The organism is Achromobacter sp. MYb9 (assembly GCF_002975275.1).
GTDB lineage: Bacteria > Pseudomonadota > Gammaproteobacteria > Burkholderiales > Burkholderiaceae_B > Achromobacter.
Map to the genome: position 1 here is coordinate 19,539 of NZ_PCOQ01000006.1, position 23,956 is coordinate 43,494.

Sequence of the window (23,956 nt, forward strand, 5' to 3'; positions counted from 1 at the left end):
GCGCCGTGTTGATTGCGCCTTGCCGCGACCAGCAAGGTGCAAAAACTAGGGTAGGCGGTTGCCTGACCGACGCCTGGGCGTCAGTCGACGAACAGCGAGCTGACCGATTCCGCGTTCGAGATACGCAGGATGGTCTCGCCCAGCAGCGCGGCGCACGACAGCTGGCGGATCTTGCCGCTGGCCTGGCCTTGCTCGGAGAGCGGGATGGTGTCGGTGACGACCAGTTCGTCCAGTTCCGACGCTTCAATGCGGTCGATGGCGCCGCCCGACAGCACGGGGTGCGTGCAATAGGCGTAAACGGCGCCGGCGCCGCGGTCTTTCAGGGCCTGAGCCGCCTTGCACAGCGTGCCGGCGGTGTCGACCATGTCGTCCATGATGATGCAGGTGCGGCCGTCGACTTCACCGATGATGTTCATCACTTCCGACACGTTGGCGCGCGGACGACGCTTGTCGATGATGGCCAGGTCGGCTTCCAGCTGCTTGGCCAGCGCGCGTGCGCGGACCACGCCACCGATGTCGGGGGACACCACGACCAGGTTCGAGAAATTGCGGCGCCAGATGTCGCCCAGCAAGATCGGACCGGCGTAGATGTTATCCACGGGGATGTCGAAGAAGCCCTGGATCTGGTCGGCGTGCAGGTCCATCGTCAGGACGCGGTCGACGCCAGCCACTTGCAACATGTTGGCCACGACCTTGGCCGAGATCGCGACGCGCGCCGAACGCGGGCGGCGATCTTGGCGGGCATAGCCAAAGTAGGGAATCGCGGCGGTGATGCGGCCAGCGGAAGCGCGGCGCAAGGCATCGACCATAACCATGATTTCCATCAGGTTGTCATTGGTAGGGGCACAGGTGGGCTGCAGAACGAAGACGTCCTTGCCGCGCACGTTCTCGTTGATTTCGACCATCACCTCGCCGTCCGAGAAGCGACCGACGGTCATCTTGCCCAGGGACATATCGAGGTGGTTGACTACGTCCACGGCCAGCCGAGTGTTGGCCGTGCCCGTGAAGATCATGAAGCTATCGTTTGCCATGATGGATGATGCGATGGTCGTTGTAAGACACTAACGAGGTGATGCGGGGTGCTACGAGACACCAGCGGACCCGGAAAATAAAAAAGCTGCTGAACCCGGGCCAGTGTCTTACAGGCGTGTTCAACAGCTTTTTTATGTATTCGGTTGGCTGGGGAGGAAGGATTCGAACCTTCGCATGCCGGAATCAAAATCCGGTGCCTTAACCAGCTTGGCGACTCCCCAACTATCTTGCAATCCAATTCCGCAGTGGATGTTCAGTTAAACCAGTACATGCCTGCACTAACCGAAACCCTGGATGCGTTGTGCTGTTTGTTTTAACAGCGCCGCGCATTATAGCGGATATTTCTGCTTTTGCCAAAACGGCTTCGGAAAGTTCGGAAAACTCGGCGAATAAACACGCGCCTGATCCCGACATGCGAACAGGTATGCCCTGTTCAGCAAGCCACCGCGTTGCCCTGAGAACCTCAGGATAAAGACGGTGAACTACCGGCTCCAGATCATTTTTCCCGAAGGAAAAAGTTGGCGAAGCAAGAAAGTCCGCTATTGTGATGCAGGAAGAATCCCTTGTCAAATCGGGTGCGGAGAATATTCCAGCAGTCGGCACGCTGGTGTCGGGTTGCGCCACCAGATAAGCACGTTCTGGCAGCGCCACGGCGGTCAGGTCTTCACCCACGCCTTCGGCGAATGCCGACTGCCCAAAAACGAACACGGGCACATCCGCGCCCAGCGGCAAGGCCAGCGCCATGAGCTCGCGGCGCGTCAGCCCCGTCCCCCACAGTTTGTTCAAGGCGATCAGCACGGTCGCGGCGTCACTGGAACCGCCCCCCAGGCCGCCGCCCTGCGGAATGCGTTTTTCCAATGCAATCTGCGCGCCCTGGCGCGTGCCCGTGGCGCGTTGCAGCGCATGGGCCGCGCGCAACGTCAGGTCATCGACTTCGGCAACGCCGGGCAGTGCCGACGCCCGGCTGATGACGCCGTCGGCGCGTACCTCGAAATGCAGCGTGTCGCACAGGTCGATGAAACGGAAGACCGTCTGCAGCAAGTGATAGCCGTCGGCGCGGCGACCCACCACGTGCAGGAACAGATTCAGTTTGGCGGGAGCAGGAACGTCGTACAAAGTCACAGAAGACCACCGGTGCGGGACATCCTCACATTCTAGCCACGCACCGGCTGTCGCGTCCGGTCTCAGGCCAATTGCGGCGCGCCCGCGCCGGCAAGCCGCTCGGCCTGCGCGTCGATCACCTGCCCGGCCGGCAGCTTGAAGACGGACACAGCGCCCGCAAGCTGGCGGGCCTGCTCTTCCAGCGCCCCGGCGGCCGCGGCCGCTTCTTCCACCAAGGCCGCGTTCTGCTGCGTCACGCCATCCATCTGCGACACGGCGCGGTTGACCTGGTCGATGCCGCTGGCCTGCTCTTCGGAAGCCGCGGATATCTCGCCCATCAAGTGGGTCACGCGCTGCACGGAATCAACGATTTCGCGCATGGTGGCGCCGGCGCGCTCGACTTGTTCGGATCCCTTGCCAACGGTCTGCGCGGAGTCTTCGATCAACTGCTTGATCTCCTTGGCGGCAGCCGCGCTGCGCTGCGCGAGCGTGCGCACTTCGCTGGCCACGACGGCGAAGCCTTTGCCCTGCTCGCCCGCACGCGCGGCTTCCACCGCGGCGTTCAGCGCCAGGATGTTGGTCTGGAACGCAATGCCATCGATGACACCAACGATGTCGGCGATGCGCGAAGAACTGCCGGAGATGGCGCGCATGGTTTCCACCACGCCGGCCACGGCCTCCCCGCCACGCTGCGCGACCGCGGCGGACGTCGCCACCATGCGGTTGGCTTCGCGCGCGGTGTCGGCGTTCTGCTTCACGGTGGACGCCAACTCTTCCATGCTGGCGGCCGTTTCTTCCAGGGACGCGGCCTGTTCTTCCGTGCGGCTGGACAGGTCGGTGTTGCCCGACGAGATTTCACGCGCCCCCACATTGATTTCGTCCACGCCCCTGCGCACGGCGGACACGGTGCGCACCAGGCTGTCCTGCATGCCCTTCAAGGCGGCCAGCAATGCGCCGATTTCGTTCTTGCCACGATCGGCCACGCGGCGGGTCAGGTCGCCTTCGGCGATGCGGCGGAAGATCTCGCCAGCTTCCAGCAACGGACGCACGATCATGCGGCGGATCAGCACGTGCGCGCCCACGGCCATCAAGAGGCCCAGGGCCAGAATGCCGGCCAACAACGACGTGAACAGCGTGTGGAAAAGGGATATTTCGTTCATGGCGCCCTGCCCCGCCTCTTCGGCCCGGACCATGAAGGCGTCGCGTTCGCTGACCAGCAGCTCTTGCGCTTGCTGCGTGCCTTGCTTGAAATAGCTTTCCATGTCGCCCGCCTCCAGCACGCGGCCGACGCTTTGCAGATTCGCGCTGAGGTTGGCGTAGGCCTGGATCAGGTCCGCGGAAGCGGTCTTTTCGTCGGCCGACAGGCCGCTGGAAAAGCCCTGGAAAGCGCGGTCGCCCGCCGCGATGCGCTGGCGCGCCAGACGCAGCGCCGTCGTATCACTGAGGTTGCCTTGCGCGACGCGCGTGGCGTAGCGGCTTAAATCGGTGCGGGCCGCCACCAGCGACAGGGCAGCGGTGTTCACGGCGTTGACCTGTTGCGAGGACAGGCGATAGAGCTGGCCAACGTCCTGGTTGGTCTGGCGCAACGCGACAAAACCCATGCCGCCCACGAGCAGCTGAAACGTGAAAAATATCGCGATGATTCCCAACAGCATCGTCGCGATGCGCGTGTTCCTGAACATAGGGCATTCTCCAAAAAAGGCGGCGACAGGATTGGTCGCCGCCGCACTTGCGGTCCGCGCAAGGGGGTGGCCCCGCGCGGGCATGAGGAGAATTATTCAGTCCGGCCTGACTATTTCAAGCCGTAACACGACCGCCTTTGCCGCGTTTATTTGCCCGATTGCGGCAGGCCGGACGTGTTAAGGCCGGCTGCGGCAGGCAGGGATTGCGATACAAGCGGGAAAGCGACGGAGCGCGAACGGCTCCGTCAGGGTCAAGGCTGGTTGACGACCAGACGCACCGTGACGCGGCGTCCGGGTTCCTGGCGTTCCAGGACCAGCAATTGCGGCCCCAGCGTGTCGTAGCGCGACAGTTTGGCTCGCCAGCCGCCTTGCTCGAACGACGCGGGCCGGCCCAGCTCATCATGCGTGACGTCGGACGCTTCGGGTTGCGCCGGCAGCCTGCCGCGCAGCCAGTCGCGCAAGCCGGACACCGGCACGCTGCTGCCCAGCGCGTCTTCGGCCAGGGCATCGGGATTGTCGGCGACCAGGCGCGTGCCGTCGGCCTTGGTCAGGCTGGCAGCACCGGGCTGGCCTTCCACGCGGGCTTCGGTGGACCCCAACGGATTGGTCAGATCCAGCACATAGCGCCGGCCGTCGTCAGACCACGAGAAACCGCCCTGCACGGCGTTCTGCTTGCCGCTTTCTTCGTTCACGGTGATGGCGAAACGGCCGATGCGGGAAAACGCATCGGGGCTGGCGCCTTCGATAGGCTTTGGCGTGGTGGTGCAGGCGGCCAGCGTGAACGCCAGCATCGCCAGCAGCGCCCAGCGCAGCCAGCCGGACACATCAGCCAAGCGTTGCACCGCTACCGTCACAGACCCACTCCCAGACGCTTGACGACGTCCTGGACGGTCTTGTTCTTCGGATCCTTCATCAGTGCGGCGCGCAGCAGATCAGTCGCCTGGTCGCGCTTGCCCTGGGACCACAGCACTTCGGCCAGGTGGGCGGCGATGTCGGCTTCCGGGCGCACGCTGTAGGCGCGGCGCAGGTATTCCGCGGCGGACTCGGATTCGCCCATGCGGAACTTGACCCAGCCCATGCTATCCAGAATGAACGGGTCGTTCGGCGACAGCTCCAGCGCTTGCGTGATGAGGTCCAGCGCTTCGGGCAGGCGTTGGTTATGGTCCGCCAGCGTATAACCCAGCGCGTTGTAGGCGTGGGCGTGGTCCGGATCCAGCGCGATGACCTGTCGCAGCATCCGTTCCAGGTCGGCCAGGCGGTTCTGGCGTTCGTACAGCATCGCCAGTTCGTACTTGATCTCGACGGTGTCCGGCAGCGCCTGGTCGGCGGCTTCCAGCGTGGTCACGGCTTGCTGGAGGCGGTCGGCGTCGCGCAGTATCTGTGCCTTGGTCAGTACGCCCAGCGTGCGTTCTTCGTCGTCCTGCGGGCCGGCGCCATCGATCATGGCCAGCGCGTCGTCGACCCGGCCGCTCTTGGCGCGCAGGGCGGCCTGGCGCATGGCGACCGAATAGCGCAGCGTGGGGTCGTCGATACGGCCGAGTTCCTTGATGGCTTCGTCGTATTGGCCTTGGTCTTCGGCAATGCGCGACAGCAGGACGTGTGCGTCCGCCGCGGCGGCGCCGGCATCCGTGGCGCCCGGCACGGTAGCGCGCTGGCGCTGCTGCTGCACGTCCAGGTACTGCTGAAGCAGCGTCTTGGCTTGCGGCAACTGGCCCGCCTTGTAGGCCAATTGGGCCTGCATGAACAACAGGTCGAAGTCTTCGGGCGACCGGCGCGACATGGCTTGCAGTTCAGACAGCGCGCCGTTGTAGTCGCCGCTGTCGGCCAGTTGCCCGGCCAGCATCAGGCGAACCTTGCGGGCGCCGGGATTACGGTTGATATAGGCCCGGGCCTCGGTCATGGCGCGTTGCGGATCGACCTTCGAGCCGTATTCCAGCACGCGCTGGGCGGCGGCTTCGGACTTGGGATCGGCGGCCAGCGCCGCACGGGACTCCTGGGCCGCGCGCTCGTAGTCGCCCGAGGCAGAAGCCACGTCGGCCAGCGCCAGGTGGGCGGCCGGCAGCTTGCGCACGCTATCGCTCAGCGATTCGTCCAGGATGCGCAGCGCCAGGCGGCGGTCGTTCAGGCGGCTGAGCACGGCCAGAGCCTGGCCGATGGCGGCCGGCTTGTCGCGCGAGGCGTCGATGCGATTGCGCAGCGCCTGGGCCAGGCCCTTGGTCTGCCCGTTGGCGGCAGCCAACGCCAGTTCGGTGGAGCTGGCTTCGACGTCGTTGGGAGACAGGCGCGCCCAGACGCGGGCCGCCTCCAGCGCGCCGGGCAGATTGCCCCCGGCCAGCTGGAACTCCAGGCCGCGGCGGGCCAGACGGGGGTCGCCCGTGTCCCGGGCAAGGCCGATCATGGTGGTTGCAGCCGTGCCGTACATGCCGCGCTGGGCGGCGATCTCCGACGCGAGGACGCGATAGAAGATGTCGGCGGTGAGCGATACGTAGGGCAATTGGCCCGGACGCAGGCGGATCACCTCGGTTTCGGGCTGATGGTTCTGCGGCGCCATGCGGGGCCCGGTCGCATCACGCGTCCGGCTGTCGGCCGCCTGAGCCGGCAGCGCAAAACCTGTTGCCAGCGCAAGCGCAAGCGTGGCGATCCCGATATTCATTTGTTTGAAAGACGACTTCACGCGGCCCGTCCGGTTGATGGCACAATCTTCGTACACGCAATTGATGATCTTACACTGGCTCATGCCGGAACTGCCTGAAGTCGAAACCACGCGTCGGGGAATTGACGCCGTCATCACTGGCCGGACGCTCAAGCGCCTGGTCGTCCACGAAGCCCGCATGCGCTGGCCCATTCCGCCCGATCTGCCGTCGCTGATCGGCGGCCGCGCCGTCCTGGAATGCGCCCGCCGGGGCAAATATCTATTGTTGCGCTTCGAACATGGCACCCAGATCGTGCATCTGGGCATGTCCGGGTCACTGCGCAGCGTCGCCCCGGGTGAATTCCTGCGCAAGCATGACCACGTTGAATGGATTTTCGACGAAGCCGTGTTGCGCCTGCATGACCCCCGGCGATTTGGCGCGGTGCTGTGGCACCCCGGCGCCGACGGCCCCATCGAGACCCACCCCCTGCTGGCCAAGCTGGGCATCGAGCCCTTCGACCCGCGCTTTGACGGCGCCTGGCTGCACCGGCACTTCAAGAAGCATGGCGCCGCCATCAAACAGGTGTTGCTGGCCGGTCTGGCGGTCGTCGGAGTGGGCAATATCTACGCATCGGAATGCCTGTTCCGGGCGCGCATCAACCCGAAGACGGCGGCCAACAAGCTGTCGCCCGCCCGGTGCGACCGGCTGGCGGACATGGTCCGGGCCACCCTGGCCGACGCCCTGACCTCCGGGGGCAGCACGCTGCGGGACTACGTGGGCGCCACCGGCGAGCCGGGGGCCTACTTCGAAATCCATGCCGCCGTCTATGAGCGCGAGGGCCTGCCGTGCCGGGTCTGCGCCACGCCGATCCGGCGCTTCGTCCAGGGCCAGCGCGCCACTTATTACTGCCCGAAATGCCAACGGAACTAGCCCTGGCGCCTTGAAAACCCTGGGGAAATCCCTGCAAAAACAAGGACATTTGTTTATAGCAAACGTATTGCACAAACACTAACGCCAAGCTATATTCCTTTCACACACCTATTCCTAGAACAGTGGAAGGAGCCTCCATGAGCAAGCAATTCGCCTCGCACGCCGACCTGGACGACAAGGTCGTCTCGTTCGAAAAACTGTCCGACAACGCCTATGCCTACACGGCCGAAGGCGACCCCAACACGGGCGTGATCATCGGCGACGAGGCCGTCATGGTGATCGACACCCAGGCCACGCCGGTCATGGCGCAGGACGTGATCCGCCGCATCCGCGAAGTCACGGACAAGCCGATCAAGTACATCCTGCTGTCGCACTACCATGCCGTGCGCGTGTTCGGCGCCTCTGCCTACAACGCTCAAGAGATCCTGGCCAGCCGCGATACCTACGACCTGATCGCCGAACGCGGCGAACAGGACAAGGCCAGCGAAATCGGCCGCTTCCCCCGCCTGTTCCGCAACGCCGAATCGATTCCGCCGGGTCTGGTGTGGCCGACGATGACGTTCAAGGGCGAAATGACCGTCGACCTGGGCAACCTGGAAGTCAAGCTGCTGCAAGTGGGCCGCGGCCACACCAAGGGCGACACCATCGCCTGGCTGCCCGAACAGAAGATCCTGTTCGCTGGCGACCTGGTCGAATACCAGTCCACCCCGTACTGCGGCGACGCCTACTTCCGCGACTGGCCCAGCACGCTGGACGCGCTGTCGGGCTTCGAAGCCGAGAAAATGGTTCCTGGCCGCGGCCCGGCCTTGAAGAACGCCACCGAAGTCCGCCAGGGTCTGGCCGGCACCCGCGCCTTCCTGACCGACCTGTACGGCGCCGTGAACCGCGGCGTGGCCGAAGGCAAGGACCTGAAGACGATCTACCGCGAGGTCTACGACTTCATGAAGCCGCGCTACAGCGACTGGGTCATTTTCGACCACTGCATGCCGTTCGACGTGTCGCGCGCCTATGACGAGGCCAGCGGCCACACCCATCCCCGCATCTGGACCGACAAGCGCGATCTGGAAATGTGGGCGCAGCTGGAAGGCTAAGGCCAAACGGGCCAAGTCGGGCGCAGACCCGAGGCGGCCCGGACCGATATTGCAAGAACCGAAACTGCGCGCCGCCGACGGCGCGCGGCTTCGCGACATAAAAACAAAATGACCCACACAGGAGACAACCGTGGGAGACATCGACTTTCAGGCGATGGAGTTCGCCTATGAAAAGCACGCCGACCAAAGCGCCGGCGCACCGCCGCGGCACCAGGTCGTGGTCGTGGGCGCCGGCCCGGTCGGCCTGACCACCGCGCTGGACCTGGCCCGCCAGGGCGTGCGCGTCGTGGTGCTGGACGACGACTACCGCCTGTCCACCGGCTCGCGCGCCATCTGCTTTTCCAAGCGCACGCTGGAAATCTGGGACCGCCTGGGCGTGGGCCAGCGCATGATCGACAAGGGCGTGTCATGGAATGTCGGCAAGGTGTTCTTCCGCGAACAGGAAGTCTGGCGTTTCGACCTGCTGCCCGAACCCGGCCACCGCCGCCCCGCCTTCATCAACCTTCAGCAGTACTACGCCGAAGGCTACCTGTATGAACAGGCGCGCCAGGAACCCAACATCGACCTGCGCTGGAAAAACAAGGTCGCCGGCGTCGTTCAAGCCGAAGACGGCGTCGACCTGACGATCGAAACCCCCGAAGGCCCGTACACGTTGCACGCCGACTGGCTGGTGGCCTGCGACGGCGCGCGGTCGCCGGTGCGCAAGCTGATCGGCCAGGAAAGCCATGGCCGCATCTTTCGCGACCGCTTCCTGATTGCCGACGTGAAGATGAAGGCCGACTTTCCGACCGAACGCTGGTTCTGGTTCGATCCCCCCTTCCATCCCAACCAGTCCGTGCTGTTGCATCGCCAGCCCGACAATGTCTGGCGCATCGACTTCCAGCTGGGCTGGAACGCCGACCCCGTCGAAGCCGTCAAGCCCGAGAACGTGCTGCCGCGCATCCGCGCCCTGCTCGGCCCCGACGCGCAGTTCGACCTGGAATGGGTCAGCGTCTATACCTTCGCGTGCGAACGCATGGACAAGTTCCGCCATGGCCGCGTCGTGTTCGCTGGCGATTCCGCGCACCGCGTGTCGCCGTTCGGCGCGCGCGGCGCGAACAGCGGCGTGCAGGACGCCGAAAACCTGGCGTGGAAACTGAAACTGGTGGTGGCGGGCCTGGCGCCCGACACGCTTATCGATAGCTACAGCGCCGAACGCGAGTACGCCGCGGACGAGAACATCCTGAATTCGTCGCGCGCCACCGACTTCATCACGCCCAAGAGCGACATCAGCCGCAGCTTCCGCAACGCCGTGCTGAACCTGGCCAAGACGCATCCGTTCGCCCGTTCGCTGGTCAACAGCGGGCGTCTGTCGCTGCCGGCCACGTACGGCGGCTCGCCGCTGAACACGCCGGACACTGACGCCTTCACGGGCCGCATGGTGCCCGGGGCCGTCGCGCTGGACGCGCCGGTGGCATGCCGCAGCGAGCAAGACTGGTGGCTGGCGCAGCTGGATGGCGGCTTCGTGCTGGCGCTGTTCTGTGCCGACACGCTGCCTGGCGCCGACACGCTTCAGGCCTTGCAGGCCCTGCGCATGGCGCCCGTGCCCGTCAAGGCCGTCCTGGTCGTAGCCGCCCAATGCGACACGACCGGCCTGTCCGCCGACTTGCCCGTGGTAGCCGACACCGAAGGCTGCCTGGCCAAGCGTTATGACGGGCAGCCCGGCACCGCCTATCTGATCCGGCCAGACCAGCACATCGCCGCCCGCTGGCGGGCATTCAATGCCGATGCCGTGATCCGCGCGGTCCACCGGGCCACGGGCCACGCCTGAAGACAAAGGTCAACCCATCATGCTGATTACTGAAACGAACCTGAGCTCGCCGGACGACTTCTACGAAGCACTGATCGAAATGCACCGCGACCTGACGAATGAGCAAAGCCAGGAATTGAACGCGGCGCTGATCCTGCTGCTGGCCAATCACCTGGGCGACGTGGCGCTGCTGCGCGAAGCCTTGCAGCAAGCGCGCGCGTCGGTGGTGCAGGCGTAAGGCGTCACACGCCCACCGCGAACGTATTCACGATCAAGGCGCGCAACCACTGATTGCCGCCGTCGCGGTCCACCCTGCGCTGCCAGTACATATTGGTCTGCAGCGCGGGGACTTTCAGCGGTGGCGTCATGAAGCGCAGGCCGAACGGCGGCGCGGCGCTGGCGGCCAGCTTTTCAGGCACGGTCGCCAGCAAGTCCGTCGCGCTGACGATGTAGGGCACGGCCGAAAAGTGCGGCACGCTGAAATGCTCGGCCAGCTCCACGCCCGCGCGCTCCATCGACTGATTGACTTGCCCGTAAGGCGCGGCGCGCGACACGATCAAATGCCGCTCGGCGCGGAATGCCTTGATGCCCATGCCCGCGTGCGCCGAGGGATGCGCCTGACGGAACAAGGTCGCGTAACCCTGCCGGAACAGCATGCGCTGCAGCGTGCCCGCCCCCATTTCATCGAACGCGCCGATGGCCAGGTCCACCCTGCCCGACTCCATTTCGCGCGGCAGATCGGGCCCCTGCACACGCACCGAATCAATGCGCACATGCGGGGCCACTTGCACGCAGACCTCCATCAACCGGGGCATGAAGTGGATTTCGCCGACATCCGTCATGGCGACCCGGAAGCGGCGATTGCTGGTGGCGGCGTCGAACACGTCTTGATCCTTCAACGCCTGGCCCAGCATGGTCAGCGCTTCGCTGACGGGGCCGGCCAGCCGCTGCGCCCGGGGCGTGGGCAGCATGCCTTGCGCGGTACGCACGAACAGCTCATCGCCAAAGGCCTCGCGCAAGCGGCGCAGGGCATTGCTGACCGCGGGCTGCGTCAGGTCCATCCGCCGGGCCACGGCAGACAGATTGCGGTCTTCCAGCAGGTGCTGGAACAGGATCAGCAAGTTCAGGTCAACGTCGCGCAATTCGGCCATGCGGCCCCCTACTATTCACAAAATTTATAGTCTGTATTTTTGCATTCCCGTAGCCGTAATGGGCGTTTTTCCCGACAATATCGCATCGGCCCCGGGTTATCCCAGACCGCCCCCGAATACCGACCGCGCGGCCAAGCACCGCGCCGCCACCCAGGAGGATTCTATGGAACTGCAATATCAGACCGGCTTCGGCAACGACTGCGCGACCGAGGCGCTGCCCGGCGCACTGCCGGTGGGCCGCAATTCGCCGCAGCAATGCCCTTACGGCCTGTACGCCGAGCAATTGTCCGGCACCGCCTTCACCGCCCCGCGCAGCGAAAACCGCCGCTCGTGGCTTTACCGCGTCCGCCCGGGCGCGCAACACAAGCCATTCGAGCCCTTCGGCGGCGCGGCGGGCTGGGAAAGCACCTTCGGCCATGGCCCGGTCACGCCCAACCAGTTGCGCTGGAGCCCGATGCCGATTCCGGATGCCCCGACCGACTTCCTGGAAGGCGTGAAGACCTGGGGCGGCAACGGCGGCCCCGATGAGCAGGGCGGCGTGGCCATCCACATGTATGCGGCCAACCGGTCCATGCAAGGCCGCTATTTCTACAACGCCGATGGCGAACTGCTGCTGGTACCGCAGCAAGGCCGGTTGCGACTGGCCACCGAACTGGGCCTGATCGACCTGGAACCGCTGGAAATCGCGGTGATTCCGCGTGGCGTGCGTTTTCGCGTCGAACTGCTGGATGACACCGCGCGCGGCTACATGCTGGAGAACTTCGGCGCGGCCCTGCGCCTGCCCGAATTGGGCCCGATCGGCTCGAACTGCCTGGCCAATGCCCGCGACTTCCAGACACCGGTGGCCTGGTACGAGGACGTGGAGGGCGACTTTGAACTGATCGCCAAGTTCACGGGCGGATTCTGGCGCGCTTCCATCGACCATTCACCGCTGGACGTCGTGGCCTGGCATGGCACGCACGCGCCGTACAAGTACGATTTACGCCACTTCAACACCATCGGCTCGATCAGCTTCGACCATCCCGACCCATCCATCTTCACCGTGCTGACCGCGCCGTCCGACACCCCGGGCACGGCCAACATGGACTTCGCGATTTTCCCGCCGCGCATCCTGGCGATGGAAGACACGTTCCGCCCGCCCTGGTTCCACCGCAACATCGCCAGCGAGTTCATGGGCTTGATCCAGGGCGTGTACGACGCCAAGGCCGATGGCTTCGCCCCGGGCGGCGCCAGCCTGCACAATTGCATGAGCGGCCACGGCCCCGACGCCGAGACCTTCGAAAAGGCCTCGCGCGCCGACACCCACACCGCGCATTACATCCGCGACACGATGGCGTTCATGTTCGAAACGCGCCGCGTCATCCGCCCGACCGCGCAGGCCCTGGCGTCGGTAGAATTGCAGGGCGACTATTACCGGTGCTGGCAGGGCATCGTGAAGCACTTCGATCCCAAGAAGGCGTGACGGCAGTTTCCCGCTGATCCACGCCCACGGCGATGCGCGCAAGCGCATCGCCGTTTGGCTTTTGAGTTTTCCGGCGCCGCTGACCCGTCAGATCTGCCGGCCACCCATTCCATCATTAAAGAGACACGCAGCCATGACCACCACGATCAACGAAACCCACGATCCGTCCTTGCAAAGCTGGCTTGCCAGCGCCAACACCGGCACGTCGGATTTTCCGGTGCAGAACCTGCCGTATGGCGCGTTCCGCCGCAAGGGCTCGCAAGAGTCGTTCCGCCCCGGCGTGGCGATCGGCGACCAGATCCTGGACCTTGCCGCACTGGCCGCCAAGCAGCCGTTTGAAGGCCTGGCCGCCGAGGCGCTGGCCGCGTGCGCCGGCGACAGCCTGAACGCGCTGATGGCGCTGGGCCAGCCGCACTGGAGCGCCCTGCGCCTGGCGCTGTCGCGCGCGCTGCGCGAAGGCGCCGCCTTGCGCCAGACGGTCGAGCCGCTGCTGGTGGCGCAGGCCGATGCCGAATACACCACGCCCGCGCGCATCGGCGACTACACGGACTTCTATATCTCGGTGCATCACGCAACCGCGGTGGGCAAGCAATTCCGTCCCGACAATCCCTTGCTGCCAAACTACAAGTGGGTGCCAATCGGCTATCACGGCCGCGCGTCCAGCATCGGCGTGGACCAGAAATTCCCGCGTCCCGTTGGCCAGACGCGTCCGGCCAACGAAGGCGAAACGCCGCAATTCGGCCCTTGCGCGCGCCTGGACTATGAATTGGAGCTGGGCATTTTCGTGGGCGCCGGCAACGAGCAAGGCGAGCGCATCGGCTTGGCCGACGCAGACGCGCACGTGTTCGGCCTGTGCATCCTGAACGACTGGTCGGCCCGCGATATCCAAGCCTGGGAATACCAACCGCTGGGCCCCTTCCTGTCGAAGAACTTCGCGTCGACGATTTCGCCGTGGATCGTCACGATGGAAGCTCTGGAGCCCTTCCGCACGCAGTGGAACCGCGGCCCGTCGGAACCGCAGCCGATGCCTTACCTGGCCTCCGACGCGAACCGCGCGAAGGGCGCGTACGACGTGCAGTTGGAAGTGCTGATGACGACGCAGCAATCGCGTGAAGCCAAGCAACCCGCCGTGACGCTGTCGCGCAGCAATTTCCGCGATGCCTACTGGAACGTGGCCCAGCTGATCGCGCACCACACCGTCAACGGCTGCAATCTGCAACCGGGCGACATGCTGGGCACGGGCACGTTGTCGGGCCCCCAGGCATCGGAAGCCGGTTCGTTGCTGGAGTTGAGCAATGGCGGCAAGACGGCGATCGACCTGCCGTGGGGCGAGAAGCGGACGTTCCTGCAGGATGGGGATCAGGTGATCATGCGCGCCGCGTGCGTGAAGGAAGGGTACCCGCGGATCGGATTTGGAGAAAGCTCGGGCACCGTGCTGCCGGCCCGCGTCTGATTGCTTGAGAAGGACGCGCGCCCCGCAACCCGGGGCGCGCGGCATGCTGGCGGTTAGTCCGCGCGGCGCGCGGTCAACGCTTCGATCTCGTCGTCCTTGGCCTGCCACTGCTCTCCCAGCCAATGGTGGAACGTGGCACGGAAGGCTTTGTCCCGGGTGTAATCCGCAACGCAGAAGGCCGGCGGCACCGGCAACTGCCGCATGCGCACCAGCACGGGGCCCATGCGGCCGCAAGCCATGTCCCAGAAGCTGGGCGCGCCTTCCGGATAGGCGATAGTCACGTCGACCATTGATCGGAAGCGCGCCCCCATCGCGTTCAGCGCGACCGCCAGCCCGCCCGCCCTGGGCTTGAGAAGATGGCGATACGGCGAGGCCTGCGCGGCACGCTTGGCCTGGGTAAAGCGCGTGCCTTCGGCAAAGACCATCACGCTTGTCGGCACCAGCGAGAATTTCTCGCAGGCGCGGCGCGCGGCTTCCTGGTCCTGACGGCCCAGGGCGGGATTACGGCGCAACGCCGCCTTGCCGTGACGCTTCATGAAAGGAAAGTCCAGCGCCCACCACGCCAGACCGATCACCGGCACGTAAATCAACTGCTGCTTGAGGAAGAATTTCAGCAGCGGAATCCGCCGGTTCAGCGCGCGCTGCAGCACAAAGATGTCCACCCAGGACTGGTGATTGCAGTTGACCAGATACCAGTCCGCGTAACGCAACCCCGTATGGCCCTGCACGTCCCATGGCTCCGCCTGGATGCGCGCGAACCAGCCGGCGTTACCGGAAACCCACGCCGTCGCAATGCCGTTGAGGACGGGGTCGACGCGCCGCCTGACCGCAGCGAAGGGCAGCACAAGCTTCAGCAGCGCAATCGGAAGCAGCAGCAGGCACCAGAACACCGTGCTGACAACCAGCAGCGTGACGCTGAATACGCCGGTCAGCCACGCAAGGCGGCCGCGCAACACGGGAAACGCGCGTTGGCGCGATGCGGGCCGATCAGATTCATGCTTGCTCATTTGAGCCTCGGAGACGGCCCGGCTTGCGCCGGTGGGAAGGTCTGGAACAGTCATGGTCGCCAGTTTGCTGGGCGTCGGGGGAAATCCGCTTGCGCAAGATCAACCCCCGCATTCGCAAATTCCACCAAGGAAACGCCATCATGGCAGCCGGTATTTCTCTTCACGGTACACCCACGACGCCCACAAGGCATGGGCCAGCGCTTCTTCCGTCAATCCGGGATCCGCAGGCTCCACCGGGGCATAGACTTCGTCGCTTCCCACCGGGGCCGCCGTGTATCGGAACTCCCTGGGCGCCTTGGCCGGTTCCAGCACCAGCAACTTGTCGCCTTGCAAATACCCGAAGTTGTCCGCGTATTGCATGATCGCCCGGTTCGGATCGCGTTGCGTCAGATCCGCGCCCAGCATCGGGTTCACGTTGTCCAGACCGATCAAAGACAACAGCGTCGGCGCCATATCGATCTGGCTGACAAGCCGTTCGTCCTGGCGCGGCGCGATGCCCGCGCCCAGGAACAACGCGGGGATCTGGAAGTGGCGCACCGGCACCGGAATCGACCCGTACACGCGCGAATCGTGATCCGCGATGACCAGGAACACCGTGTTGTCCCAGTACGGGGCCTTCTTGGCCTTTTCAAAAAACTGGCCCAACGCCCAATCCGCGTAGCGGACCGTGTTGTCCACCGTGGCCGGGTCGCCGACGGGTTGGATACGGCCTTCCGGATACTCCCACGGCGAATGGTTCGTGACCGAGAACGCCAGTGTGAAGACGGGCTTGTCGCCGTCGGCACGCAGCAGACGGTCGACCTGATTGAACATGTCTTCGTCCGATGCGCCCCACGACCCTTCAAACACCGGGTTGACGAACTTGGGGCGGTCCACGACTTCGTCGAAGCCGTTGCCCAGGAAGAACGCGCGCATGTTGTCGAAGTGCGATTCGCCGCCGTAGACGAAGCGCGAGTGATAGCCGTGCTTGCCCAGCACCTGGGCCAGCGTGAAGAAGCCGGTCTGCGAGCGAGGCAGCTTGACCACGGCATCGGCCACGCTGGGCAGGAAGCCCGCCGTCACCGCTTCGATGCCGCGCACGGATCTCGTGCCGGTGGCGTAGGCGCGGTGGAACATCCAGCCTTCCTTGGACAGACGGTCGATGTTGGGGGTCAGGTCGCGGCCGCCCAGGCTGCCCACGTATTGCGCGCCCAGGCTTTCCTGCAGGATGATCACGACGTTCAGCGGCTTGTCGCGACGCACGGTGGCTTTCTGCTCGTGCAGGCTGGGATAACGCGGATCCAGCGGCGCGCCCGTCAGGCCGGCCTTCTCGCGAACGATGGCGTTCATCTGGTCCACCGGCATGTTGGGATACATCGCCGCGGATGAGCGTTCGTCGCGCATGCGGTAGGCCGCGTCGAACACGCTGTACAGCGAATTCAGCGCCAGCGCATTGACCATGGCATCCGAACTGAAAGCCACCTTTGCGGGATTGATCGGGCGATGCTCCAGCGTGCCGCGTGCACCCAGCACCACCAGCGCAAGGATCACGAAGGACGCGATCGGGCGCTTCCACCATGCCATGAAGGAATCACGCGAGCGCACCGAGAACAGCTTGACCGCCAGCCAGGCCGCCAGCACCAGCACCACGAGGGCGGCAAGCAGCACGCCCTTGTAGCCTTGCCAGAGCATCGAGCCCACTTCCTTCGGGTTCAGCAGATAGATGAAATACAGCCGGTTCGGCCGCGTGTCGTATTCGGCGATGAATTGCGGCGTGGAAACTTCCAGCAGCACATACAGCATCCACCAGACGCGGAACCACCACGCGGTGATGCCCGCCGCCAGCGGCCGATGGCCGAACCAGGGCGACAGCACGGCCGGCAGCGCGATCACCATCGACAGCAGGCACACGTCGATGCGCAGTCCGCCGAAAAGCACGGGCCACAACCCGCCCGCGGCCTGGACGCGGTCCCACATCCAGAAGGACAGGCCCAGACGCGACAGCGTCAGCATCACCAGAACGGCGACGACGAACCGGAGTGTCAGGCGGCGCATGCGGCGGCCCCCCAAGGGCGGCGCGAATCCGCCTGTTCAAATGAAAGGGTCCCGCCTGATGTGCCGAGCAAAGCCATGCCGCCTCGTTGTCCGGAAATGAAAACGGGCCAAGGTTAACGCGGTTTCGGGGGAGTTGGCAGCGAGAGGGGCTGCTTTAAGCGTTGTACGACATCATATTTCAAACGCTTCGAGCATGAACGCGCGCGGACGCGACCGCACAGACGCACGCAGGCCCGAACACACAGACGCGCCAACCCGCCGGGCGCGCCGCCCGCCGTCTATTGTGCGCGGCGCAGGCGTTCGCGGCTATTGCTCAGATGCGTGCGCATGGCTGCGCGGGCGCTTTCGGCATCTTGCCGCATGATCGCGCTGTAGATGTCTTCGTGTTCCAGGTTCACGCGCGCCAGGTACGCCGCGCGGTCTTCGTGTGCGAACTTGGCGGAATTGATACGGGTGCGCGGAATGATGGCCGAGCCCAGATGCGACATCAGATCCGCGAAGTAGCGGTTGTCGGTGGATTGCGCCACCAGCAGATGAAACTGGAAATCGGGGGTGATCGTATCGCCGCCGCTTTCCAGCGCACTGCGGAACACGTCCAGCGCGCGGCGCATCTCTTGCAACTGCACCTCGCTGCGGCGGATGGCGGCCAGGCCTGCGGCCTCGCTCTCCAGGCAGATGCGCAACTCTAGCAGCACCAGCACGTCGCGCACGGTGGCGATGTCGGCCGGATCCACGCGGAAGTCGCCGCTGCCGCTGGGTTCCAGCGCATAGGTGCCAACGCCGTGATGCGTTTCGACCAACCCCGACGCCTGCAGGCGCGACAGCGCCTCGCGCACGACCGTGCGGCTGACGCCGAACTGACGCATGATCTCGGACTCGGTGGGCAGCTTGTCACCCGGGCGAATATCGCCGCCTCGGATGCGTTCGGAAATGTTCTCGACCAGGCCTTGGGCCAGGTTCCGGGGACGACGCTGCGGCAAGACGGGGGTATCGACAGGAGCGTTCATCAGGGATTATCCGAAGGCGGTTGCGCAAAGCTTGACGCTGAAATTTGGCGCTCATTATACTTTGCTCAAGTTGTACGATAACGTACCAGATAAGTCTACTCCCCACGCGCCCTCTCACCGAGCATTGCGTCATGAGCCGAACTGTCAACACCCTGCCCGCCTCGTTTCGCTGCCGTCGTTTGCTATTGACCGGCGCAGCCGGCAACCTGGGCCAGGTACTGCGTCCCCGGTTGAAGGCCCATGCGGAGGTACTTCGCGTTTCCGACATTGCCCCGCCCGCTGCCGCCGGCCCCGGGGAAGAAGCGATTGCCTGCGACCTGGCCGACCCCGCCGCGGTATCCCGGCTGGTGCAAGACGCGGATGCCATCGTCCACCTGGGTGGCGTATCGGTAGAGCGGCCATTCGACGAGATCCTGCCCGCCAACATCCAAGGCATCTACAACTTGTACGAGGCGGCCCGCATCCATGGCGTGCGGCGCGTGGTGTTCGCCAGTTCGAACCACGTCATCGGCTTCTATGAGCAGGGCAAACAGCTGGACGCGGACGTGCCGCTGCGCCCGGACGGCTATTACGGCTTGAGCAAGGCCTACGGCGAACACCTGTCGCGCTTCTACTTCGACCGCTACGGCATCGAAACCGTGTGCTTGCGCATCGGCTCTTCGTTCCCCGAACCCAAGGACCGCCGCATGATGGTCACGTGGCTTAGCTACGACGACCTGACCGACCTGGTCACGCGCTCGCTGTTCACGCCGGATGTCGGCCACCTGATCGTGTACGGCGCATCGGCCAACCGCGACCGCTGGTGGAACGACGACGCCGCCAGGATATTGGGCTTTGTCCCCCAGGACTCCTCCGAACGCTTTCGCGCGCAGGTCGAGGCGCAGCCTCCGCTAGCCGCCGACGATCCCGCCGCCCGCTATCAGGGCGGCGCTTTCGTCAAGGCGGGTCCCTTTCCCTTCCCCACGCCCTCATCGGCCGAGTAACCGCCACCATGCCCGCAACCGTCGAACGTATCGGGAACATGCTGTGCGGCGTAGGAGAAAGCCCGGTCTGGCGCGCCGCCGATCAGGCGTTCACCTGGACCGACATTCCGGGCAAGACCCTGTGGCGCTGGTCGCCGGCAAGCGACGACATCGCGCACTGGGCACTGCCGCAGATGGCCGGCTGCATCGCCATGCGAGGGGCCGGCTGGCTGTTGGCGATGGAAGACGGCCTCTATGCCTGTGACCCGTTGCGGGCCGGGCAACCCTGCGAACCGCGGCCGCTGGTTTCCGTCGCGCACGCGGCGCCCGGCATGCGCTTCAACGATGGCCGTTGCGATCGGCAAGGCCGCTTCCTGGCGGGCACGATGGTCATGGACATGGGGCTGGCGCAACCTGCCGGCCAGTTGTACCGCTACGACGCCCAAGGCCTGGCCGTGCTGCTGGACGACCTGATCGTGCCCAACGGCATGGCCTTCAGCCCCGATGGCAGGACGATGTACCTCTCGGACTCCCACCCTTCGCGCGCCATGGTCTGGGCGTTCGAGTACGACATCGACACGGGCACGCCGCATAACCGCCGCCCCTTCATTTCCGCTTTGCCCGCCGGCCGCCCGGACGGCGCGGCCGTGGACACCGACGGCGGTTACTGGATCTGCGGCAACGAGGCCGGCCGCGTCTACCGCTACACGCCAGAGGGTCGACTGGACCGGACCCTGGACGTCCCCGCCGCCCGGGTCGCAATGTGCGCGTTCGGCGGCGCCGGCATGGACACGCTGTTCATCACGTCGATCCGCCCGCCATCCGCGGCGCCCGGCAGCCTTGAAGGCGCCGTGTTTGCCCTGCGCCCCGGCGCGCAGGGCCTGGAGGAAACCGCAAGCGCCGGTTAGCACCCGACCGGGGCGGCCGTCGCGCGGCCCCAAGCGAAGTAAGTAGGCCCGTCCATATCAAAGAGCTTCGAGGCCGTCCTGGCCACTGACGAAACGCCGTACTCCAACCGGAGGTAGACATGCTGCGCCCCACCCTGACCCGCGCCATTTTGGCGGCGGCTGCCTTGCTGACGCTGATTCCCGCCACTCATGCCGCCGAACTGCGCTCGGCGGACATCCATCCCGACGACTATCCCACCGTGCTGGCCGTGCGCCACTTCGGCGAACTGATCAAGCAACGCACCAATGGGCGCTTCACCGTCAAGGTATACGCGGGCGGCGCGCTGGGCAACGAAGACGACTCGATCGAACAGGTCAAGCTGGGCGCCCTGGCCATGGCCCGCGTTTCAAGCGCCGCCATGCACAACATCTGCCAGACGACCCGGGTACCGTCGCTGCCCTTCCTGTTCCGCTCCAAGCAGCATCTGCACAAAGTGCTGGACAGCGATATCGGCGACCAGATCCTGCGCTCGTGCGAAGGCGCGGGCTTTGTCGGCCTGGCCTGGTACGACAGCGGCGCGCGCTCGATGTACACGCGCAACAAACCGATCAAGACGCTGGCCGACGCGAAAGGCCTGAAGATCCGCGTCCAGCAATCCGACCTATCGGTTGCCATGGTCGAGGCGATGGGCGGAAACGCCACGCCAATGCCCATGGGCGAGGTCTACACGTCGCTGAAAACGGGGCTGGTGGACGCCGCCGAAAACAATTTCCCCAGCTATGAAAGCGCGCACCACTACGAAGTCGCGAAGTTCTACGCGATGACCGAACACACGATGACGCCGGAGATCCTGATTTTCTCCAAGCGCCAATGGGACAAGCTGCCGCCCGACGACCAGAAGATCCTGCGCGAAGCGGCGCGCGAGTCCGTACCCTACATGCGCAAGTTGTGGGACGAGCGCGAACAGAAGTCGCGGTCCGTGGTCGAACGCGCCGGTTCGCAAATCGTGGAGGTGGACAAGACCTCGTTCCAGAACGCGATGAAGCCCGTGTACGAGCGTTTCGTCACCACGCCCGAAATGAAAGACCTGGTCGCGAAGATCCAGGCCGTCCAGTGAGGGCACCATGTTGGCCACACCCACGAATGAAACCGATGTCGTCGCGGGGGGCCGGGCGCAAGCCCTGGCTGCCCCGCTGGATGCCTATACCCGAGGCTGCGCGGCGCTAGCGCGGTTCTGCATGTGGACCAGCGTGTTCGGGCTGGTCTGCCTGATCATCGCCGTGACCTTGCAGATCGTCGGCCGTCACGTACTCAACAGTACCCCGACCTGGGCCGAGAGCCTGGCCCTGCTGCTGGTGCTGTACGTGACCATGCTGGGCGCGGCCGTCGGCGTGCGCGATGCGGGCCACATCGGCTTCGAATCGCTGCTGGATGCGTTGCCCAAGGCCGGCCAACGCCGGCTGCGTATCTTCATCCACCTGCTAGTGCTGCTGTTCGGCGTGCTGATGGCCTGGAACTGCGGCGTGCTGGCTGAATCCGTCGCGGCCTACAAGATCCCCAACCTGGGCATCTCGAACGCCTGGAAGTACATCCCCGCAACCTTGTCGGGCACCTTGATCGCGCTCTTCTCCATCGAGCACATCATCGCCATCCTGCGCAACCATAAGGTGGTACCGGCATGGCGCTGACACTGCTTTCGTTTACGTTCATGGGATTCCTGGTGATCGGCGTGCCGGTCGCGTTCGCCATCGGCCTGTCGTCCATCACGGCCATCATGGTCGAGGACCTGCCGCTGGCGGTGGCCTTCCAGCAGATGACCTCGGGCATGAACGCGTTCTCGTTCCTGGCCATCCCTTTCTTCATCTTCACGGGCGAGCTCATGCTGTACGGCGGCATCGCCGACCGCATCGTGGCGTTCGCCAAGTCGCTGGTCGGACATGTGCGCGGGGGGCTGGGCATGTCCAACGTGGTGGCCTGCACGCTGTTCGGCGGTGTGTCGGGGTCGCCCGTGGCGGATGTATCGGCGATGGGGTCCGTGATGATCCCGATGATGAAGCGCGAGGGCTACCACGCGGACTATGCCGTGAACGTCACCACGCATGCCGCGTTGGTCGGCGCGCTGATGCCCACCAGCCACAACATCATCATTTACACGCTGGCGGCGGGCGGCAAGGTGTCGATCGCGGCGCTGATCGCGGCGGGCGTCGTGCCGGCGGTGATCCTGACCCTGTGCAACCTGGCGGCCGCGTATTTCGTGGCGCGCAGCCGGGGATATCCGGCGGGCACCTTCCCGGGCTGGGGCATCGTGCTGCGTTCGCTGGTCGCGGCGGCGCCGGGCCTGTTCGTGGTGGTGCTGATCATCACGGGTATCCTCAGCGGCGTCTTCACCGCGACGGAATCCGCGGCGGTCGCGGTGCTGTATGCGCTGGCGCTGACGATCTTCGTATATCGGTCGCTGACCTGGGATCAGTTCGTGCGGGCGGCCAGCAAAGCCGTCAAGACGACTGGCGTCGTGTTGCTGCTGATTGGCATTTCAGCCACCTTCGGCTACCTGATCAGCTTCTACGGCGTGGCGGAAAAAACCGGCGAACTGATGGCGTCGGTGTCGACCAGCCCGTGGGCCATCTTCCTGATGGTCAACATCATCCTGTTCGTGCTTGGCACGTTTCTGGACATGGCCGCCACCATCCTGATCTGCACGCCCATCTTCCTGCCCATCTGCATGCAGTACGGCATGGGGCCCGTGCAATTCGGGATCGTGATACTGCTGAACTGCGCGTTGGGGCTGAATACACCGCCGGTGGGGACGACGCAGTTTGTCGGCTGCGCCATCGGCGGCGTATCGGTGGGCACCGTGATGCGCACGATCTGGCCGTTCTACGGCGCCCTGCTGGCGGCGCTGGCGCTGGTGACCTACGTGCCGGCCTTTTCGCTCTGGCTGCCCGGCGTGCTGCTCAACTGACGGGCGGAATCGCGGGGCGGACCGCACGCGCGGCCCGTCCCGCGATCACCGGATAGAAGAACAGCGCGGCAAGAAACCACAACAGCGCGGCGGACCAAAGCGTCTGGCTCAGGAAATGGGCGCCCTGCAGAATGCGCACCCCCGAAAAGCCGGCGCCCGCGGCCCCGCCCACGGCCAGCCCCCACCAGCGCCAGGCCGGTCGGCCGAGGGCCCAGCCCACGAAGTACAGGGTCAGCATCGAATAGCCCGCACCTGCGTGACCGCTGGGCAAGGCGCCCCCGGCGCGCGCACGCGCCCAGGTCCACCAATGCAGCGGATACGGTGTGTAGCCGCCCAACGTCTGCAAGTCGTAGGGCCGCGGAAGCGTTGTGTAGTGCTTGAGCTGGTTGACGACCAATTGACCCACGAGGCAGGTCGCCGCCAGGGCCACGGCCGGCCCGCGCCATGCGCGCCAGGCCGGGATGCGGAAACTGGCCGCCGCCACGCCCACGGCCGCCAGCGCCACGCCGATCGGCAAGGCCAGCACCATGCGATGCCCCAGCAGGTCCAGCCAACGGTTCACACGCAGCGGAAAGTCGTCCAGGACAGGATCGAACAGCGCCCGGGCAATGCGCAGGTCCAGGCCCGAGGCATTGGCCCACCAGGCCAGGCAGGCCAGCGCCAGCGTCACGCCGATCAGCTGGCTGCAGAGATACCAGACAGGCGACGGCGCACGCGCCGCAGGCAGCAAAGGGGACGACATGGGTCGATAGACCAGGGACGCATCGGACAA

The 23,956-nt window shown here is 65.3% G+C and carries 21 protein-coding genes and 1 tRNA gene; 11 read left to right on the plus strand and 11 right to left on the minus strand.

What is annotated here, in order from left to right:
- Positions 1–80 precede the first annotated feature (80 nt).
- From CQ050_RS11295 to CQ050_RS11320, 6 genes are all read right to left on the minus strand, one after another.
- Entirely contained in the window at positions 81–1,031 is a 951-nt protein-coding gene (locus tag CQ050_RS11295) for a ribose-phosphate pyrophosphokinase (protein ID WP_006227587.1), read from the minus strand.
- Between the two features lie 145 nt (positions 1,032–1,176).
- A tRNA-Gln gene (locus CQ050_RS11300) sits at positions 1,177–1,253 on the minus strand.
- Between the two features lies 1 nt (position 1,254).
- Complete coding sequence (gene ispE, locus CQ050_RS11305; RefSeq protein ID WP_105556923.1) at positions 1,255–2,154, minus strand: 4-(cytidine 5'-diphospho)-2-C-methyl-D-erythritol kinase; 900 nt, start codon at positions 2,152–2,154, stop codon at positions 1,255–1,257.
- 62 nt (positions 2,155–2,216) lie between these two features.
- Positions 2,217–3,815: a methyl-accepting chemotaxis protein gene (locus CQ050_RS11310; protein WP_105556924.1), complete on the minus strand. Its 1,599-nt coding sequence runs from the start codon at positions 3,813–3,815 to the stop codon at positions 2,217–2,219.
- A gap of 251 nt (positions 3,816–4,066) precedes the next feature.
- Complete coding sequence (gene lolB / locus CQ050_RS11315; RefSeq protein ID WP_233213994.1) at positions 4,067–4,606, minus strand: lipoprotein insertase outer membrane protein LolB; 540 nt, start codon at positions 4,604–4,606, stop codon at positions 4,067–4,069.
- A gap of 59 nt (positions 4,607–4,665) precedes the next feature.
- On the minus strand, positions 4,666–6,552 hold the full coding sequence (locus CQ050_RS11320; protein WP_105556926.1) for a lipopolysaccharide assembly protein LapB: 1,887 nt from the start codon (positions 6,550–6,552) through the stop codon (positions 4,666–4,668).
- Here CQ050_RS11320 and mutM point away from each other — a divergent pair.
- From mutM to CQ050_RS11340, 4 genes are all read left to right on the plus strand, one after another.
- A complete protein-coding gene (gene mutM, locus CQ050_RS11325) occupies positions 6,551–7,378 on the plus strand; it encodes a bifunctional DNA-formamidopyrimidine glycosylase/DNA-(apurinic or apyrimidinic site) lyase (RefSeq protein WP_105556927.1) in 828 nt (275 codons plus the stop codon). The two genes, CQ050_RS11320 and mutM, sit on opposite strands and share 2 nt — an antisense overlap.
- Before the next feature lie 137 nt (positions 7,379–7,515).
- Positions 7,516–8,469 carry an MBL fold metallo-hydrolase gene (locus tag CQ050_RS11330; protein ID WP_105556928.1) on the plus strand — a complete coding sequence of 318 codons (954 nt, stop codon included), beginning with the start codon at positions 7,516–7,518 and terminating at the stop codon, positions 8,467–8,469.
- 130 nt (positions 8,470–8,599) lie between these two features.
- Positions 8,600–10,279, plus strand: a complete 1,680-nt coding sequence (locus tag CQ050_RS11335) for an FAD-dependent oxidoreductase (RefSeq protein WP_105556929.1) — start codon at positions 8,600–8,602, stop codon at positions 10,277–10,279.
- A 19-nt stretch (positions 10,280–10,298) separates the two neighbouring features.
- Entirely contained in the window at positions 10,299–10,496 is a 198-nt protein-coding gene (locus CQ050_RS11340) for a DUF2783 domain-containing protein (protein ID WP_105556930.1), read from the plus strand.
- Between the two features lie 4 nt (positions 10,497–10,500).
- Here the strand turns inward: CQ050_RS11340 and CQ050_RS11345 are convergent, their stop codons facing one another.
- On the minus strand, positions 10,501–11,409 hold the full coding sequence (locus CQ050_RS11345) for a LysR family transcriptional regulator (protein WP_105556931.1): 909 nt from the start codon (positions 11,407–11,409) through the stop codon (positions 10,501–10,503).
- 163 nt (positions 11,410–11,572) lie between these two features.
- On the opposite strand from CQ050_RS11345, the gene hmgA reads away from it, so the two are divergent.
- Together hmgA and fahA are read left to right on the plus strand one after the other, a co-directional pair.
- The gene (gene hmgA / locus CQ050_RS11350; protein ID WP_105556932.1) at positions 11,573–12,871 is read left to right on the plus strand and encodes a homogentisate 1,2-dioxygenase; all 1,299 of its coding nucleotides are present in this window, start codon (positions 11,573–11,575) and stop codon (positions 12,869–12,871) included.
- A 133-nt stretch (positions 12,872–13,004) separates the two neighbouring features.
- The gene (gene fahA / locus CQ050_RS11355) at positions 13,005–14,324 is read left to right on the plus strand and encodes a fumarylacetoacetase (RefSeq protein WP_105556933.1); all 1,320 of its coding nucleotides are present in this window, start codon (positions 13,005–13,007) and stop codon (positions 14,322–14,324) included.
- A 53-nt stretch (positions 14,325–14,377) separates the two neighbouring features.
- Here fahA and CQ050_RS11360 read toward each other — a convergent pair whose 3' ends face one another.
- The 3 genes from CQ050_RS11360 to CQ050_RS11370 form a co-directional block, all read right to left on the minus strand.
- The gene (locus CQ050_RS11360; protein WP_369868271.1) at positions 14,378–15,331 is read right to left on the minus strand and encodes an acyltransferase; all 954 of its coding nucleotides are present in this window, start codon (positions 15,329–15,331) and stop codon (positions 14,378–14,380) included.
- A 138-nt stretch (positions 15,332–15,469) separates the two neighbouring features.
- The gene (locus CQ050_RS11365) at positions 15,470–17,365 is read right to left on the minus strand and encodes an LTA synthase family protein (protein ID WP_105556934.1); all 1,896 of its coding nucleotides are present in this window, start codon (positions 17,363–17,365) and stop codon (positions 15,470–15,472) included.
- A 278-nt stretch (positions 17,366–17,643) separates the two neighbouring features.
- Complete coding sequence (locus tag CQ050_RS11370) at positions 17,644–18,372, minus strand: FadR/GntR family transcriptional regulator (protein ID WP_105556935.1); 729 nt, start codon at positions 18,370–18,372, stop codon at positions 17,644–17,646.
- Between the two features lie 131 nt (positions 18,373–18,503).
- Between CQ050_RS11370 and CQ050_RS11375 the strand changes: the two genes are divergently transcribed.
- The 5 genes from CQ050_RS11375 (at position 18,504) to CQ050_RS11395 (ending at position 23,184) form a co-directional block, all read left to right on the plus strand.
- Positions 18,504–19,355, plus strand: coding sequence for an NAD(P)-dependent oxidoreductase (locus CQ050_RS11375; RefSeq protein WP_105556936.1), 852 nt, complete (start codon positions 18,504–18,506; stop codon positions 19,353–19,355).
- Between the two features lie 8 nt (positions 19,356–19,363).
- Positions 19,364–20,242, plus strand: coding sequence for an SMP-30/gluconolactonase/LRE family protein (locus CQ050_RS11380; RefSeq protein WP_105556937.1), 879 nt, complete (start codon positions 19,364–19,366; stop codon positions 20,240–20,242).
- 119 nt (positions 20,243–20,361) lie between these two features.
- On the plus strand, positions 20,362–21,339 hold the full coding sequence (locus CQ050_RS11385) for a TRAP transporter substrate-binding protein (RefSeq protein WP_105556938.1): 978 nt from the start codon (positions 20,362–20,364) through the stop codon (positions 21,337–21,339).
- A gap of 7 nt (positions 21,340–21,346) precedes the next feature.
- A complete protein-coding gene (locus tag CQ050_RS11390) occupies positions 21,347–21,910 on the plus strand; it encodes a TRAP transporter small permease (RefSeq protein ID WP_105556939.1) in 564 nt (187 codons plus the stop codon).
- Positions 21,901–23,184, plus strand: coding sequence for a TRAP transporter large permease (locus CQ050_RS11395; RefSeq protein WP_105556940.1), 1,284 nt, complete (start codon positions 21,901–21,903; stop codon positions 23,182–23,184). The genes CQ050_RS11390 and CQ050_RS11395 overlap by 10 nt, the downstream gene beginning before the upstream one ends.
- On the opposite strand, the gene CQ050_RS11400 is transcribed toward CQ050_RS11395, so the two are convergent.
- The gene (locus tag CQ050_RS11400) at positions 23,177–23,926 is read right to left on the minus strand and encodes a phosphatase PAP2 family protein (protein ID WP_105557115.1); all 750 of its coding nucleotides are present in this window, start codon (positions 23,924–23,926) and stop codon (positions 23,177–23,179) included. The genes CQ050_RS11395 and CQ050_RS11400 overlap by 8 nt on opposite strands.
- Between the last annotated feature and the right edge of the window lie 30 nt (positions 23,927–23,956).

Excerpts from the sequence above, each read along its gene's own strand:
- CQ050_RS11390 (WP_105556939.1), top strand. The coding sequence starts at position 21,347 with ATGTTGGCCACACCCACGAATGAAACCGATGTCGTCGCGGGGGGCCGG.
- CQ050_RS11360 (WP_369868271.1), bottom strand. The coding sequence starts at position 15,331 with ATGAGCAAGCATGAATCTGATCGGCCCGCATCGCGCCAACGCGCGTTT.
- CQ050_RS11345 (WP_105556931.1), bottom strand. The coding sequence starts at position 11,409 with ATGGCCGAATTGCGCGACGTTGACCTGAACTTGCTGATCCTGTTCCAG.
- CQ050_RS11365 (WP_105556934.1), bottom strand. The coding sequence starts at position 17,365 with ATGCGCCGCCTGACACTCCGGTTCGTCGTCGCCGTTCTGGTGATGCTG.
- CQ050_RS11330 (WP_105556928.1), top strand. The coding sequence starts at position 7,516 with ATGAGCAAGCAATTCGCCTCGCACGCCGACCTGGACGACAAGGTCGTC.
- mutM (WP_105556927.1), top strand. The coding sequence starts at position 6,551 with ATGCCGGAACTGCCTGAAGTCGAAACCACGCGTCGGGGAATTGACGCC.
- CQ050_RS11370 (WP_105556935.1), bottom strand. The coding sequence starts at position 18,372 with ATGAACGCTCCTGTCGATACCCCCGTCTTGCCGCAGCGTCGTCCCCGG.
- CQ050_RS11380 (WP_105556937.1), top strand. The coding sequence starts at position 19,364 with ATGCCCGCAACCGTCGAACGTATCGGGAACATGCTGTGCGGCGTAGGA.
- CQ050_RS11385 (WP_105556938.1), top strand. The coding sequence starts at position 20,362 with ATGCTGCGCCCCACCCTGACCCGCGCCATTTTGGCGGCGGCTGCCTTG.
- CQ050_RS11320 (WP_105556926.1), bottom strand. The coding sequence starts at position 6,552 with ATGAGCCAGTGTAAGATCATCAATTGCGTGTACGAAGATTGTGCCATC.
- CQ050_RS11310 (WP_105556924.1), bottom strand. The coding sequence starts at position 3,815 with ATGTTCAGGAACACGCGCATCGCGACGATGCTGTTGGGAATCATCGCG.
- CQ050_RS11340 (WP_105556930.1), top strand. The coding sequence starts at position 10,299 with ATGCTGATTACTGAAACGAACCTGAGCTCGCCGGACGACTTCTACGAA.
- fahA (WP_105556933.1), top strand. The coding sequence starts at position 13,005 with ATGACCACCACGATCAACGAAACCCACGATCCGTCCTTGCAAAGCTGG.
- CQ050_RS11400 (WP_105557115.1), bottom strand. The coding sequence starts at position 23,926 with ATGTCGTCCCCTTTGCTGCCTGCGGCGCGTGCGCCGTCGCCTGTCTGG.
- hmgA (WP_105556932.1), top strand. The coding sequence starts at position 11,573 with ATGGAACTGCAATATCAGACCGGCTTCGGCAACGACTGCGCGACCGAG.
- CQ050_RS11395 (WP_105556940.1), top strand. The coding sequence starts at position 21,901 with ATGGCGCTGACACTGCTTTCGTTTACGTTCATGGGATTCCTGGTGATC.
- lolB (WP_233213994.1), bottom strand. The coding sequence starts at position 4,606 with ATGCTGGCGTTCACGCTGGCCGCCTGCACCACCACGCCAAAGCCTATC.
- CQ050_RS11375 (WP_105556936.1), top strand. The coding sequence starts at position 18,504 with ATGAGCCGAACTGTCAACACCCTGCCCGCCTCGTTTCGCTGCCGTCGT.
- CQ050_RS11295 (WP_006227587.1), bottom strand. The coding sequence starts at position 1,031 with ATGGCAAACGATAGCTTCATGATCTTCACGGGCACGGCCAACACTCGG.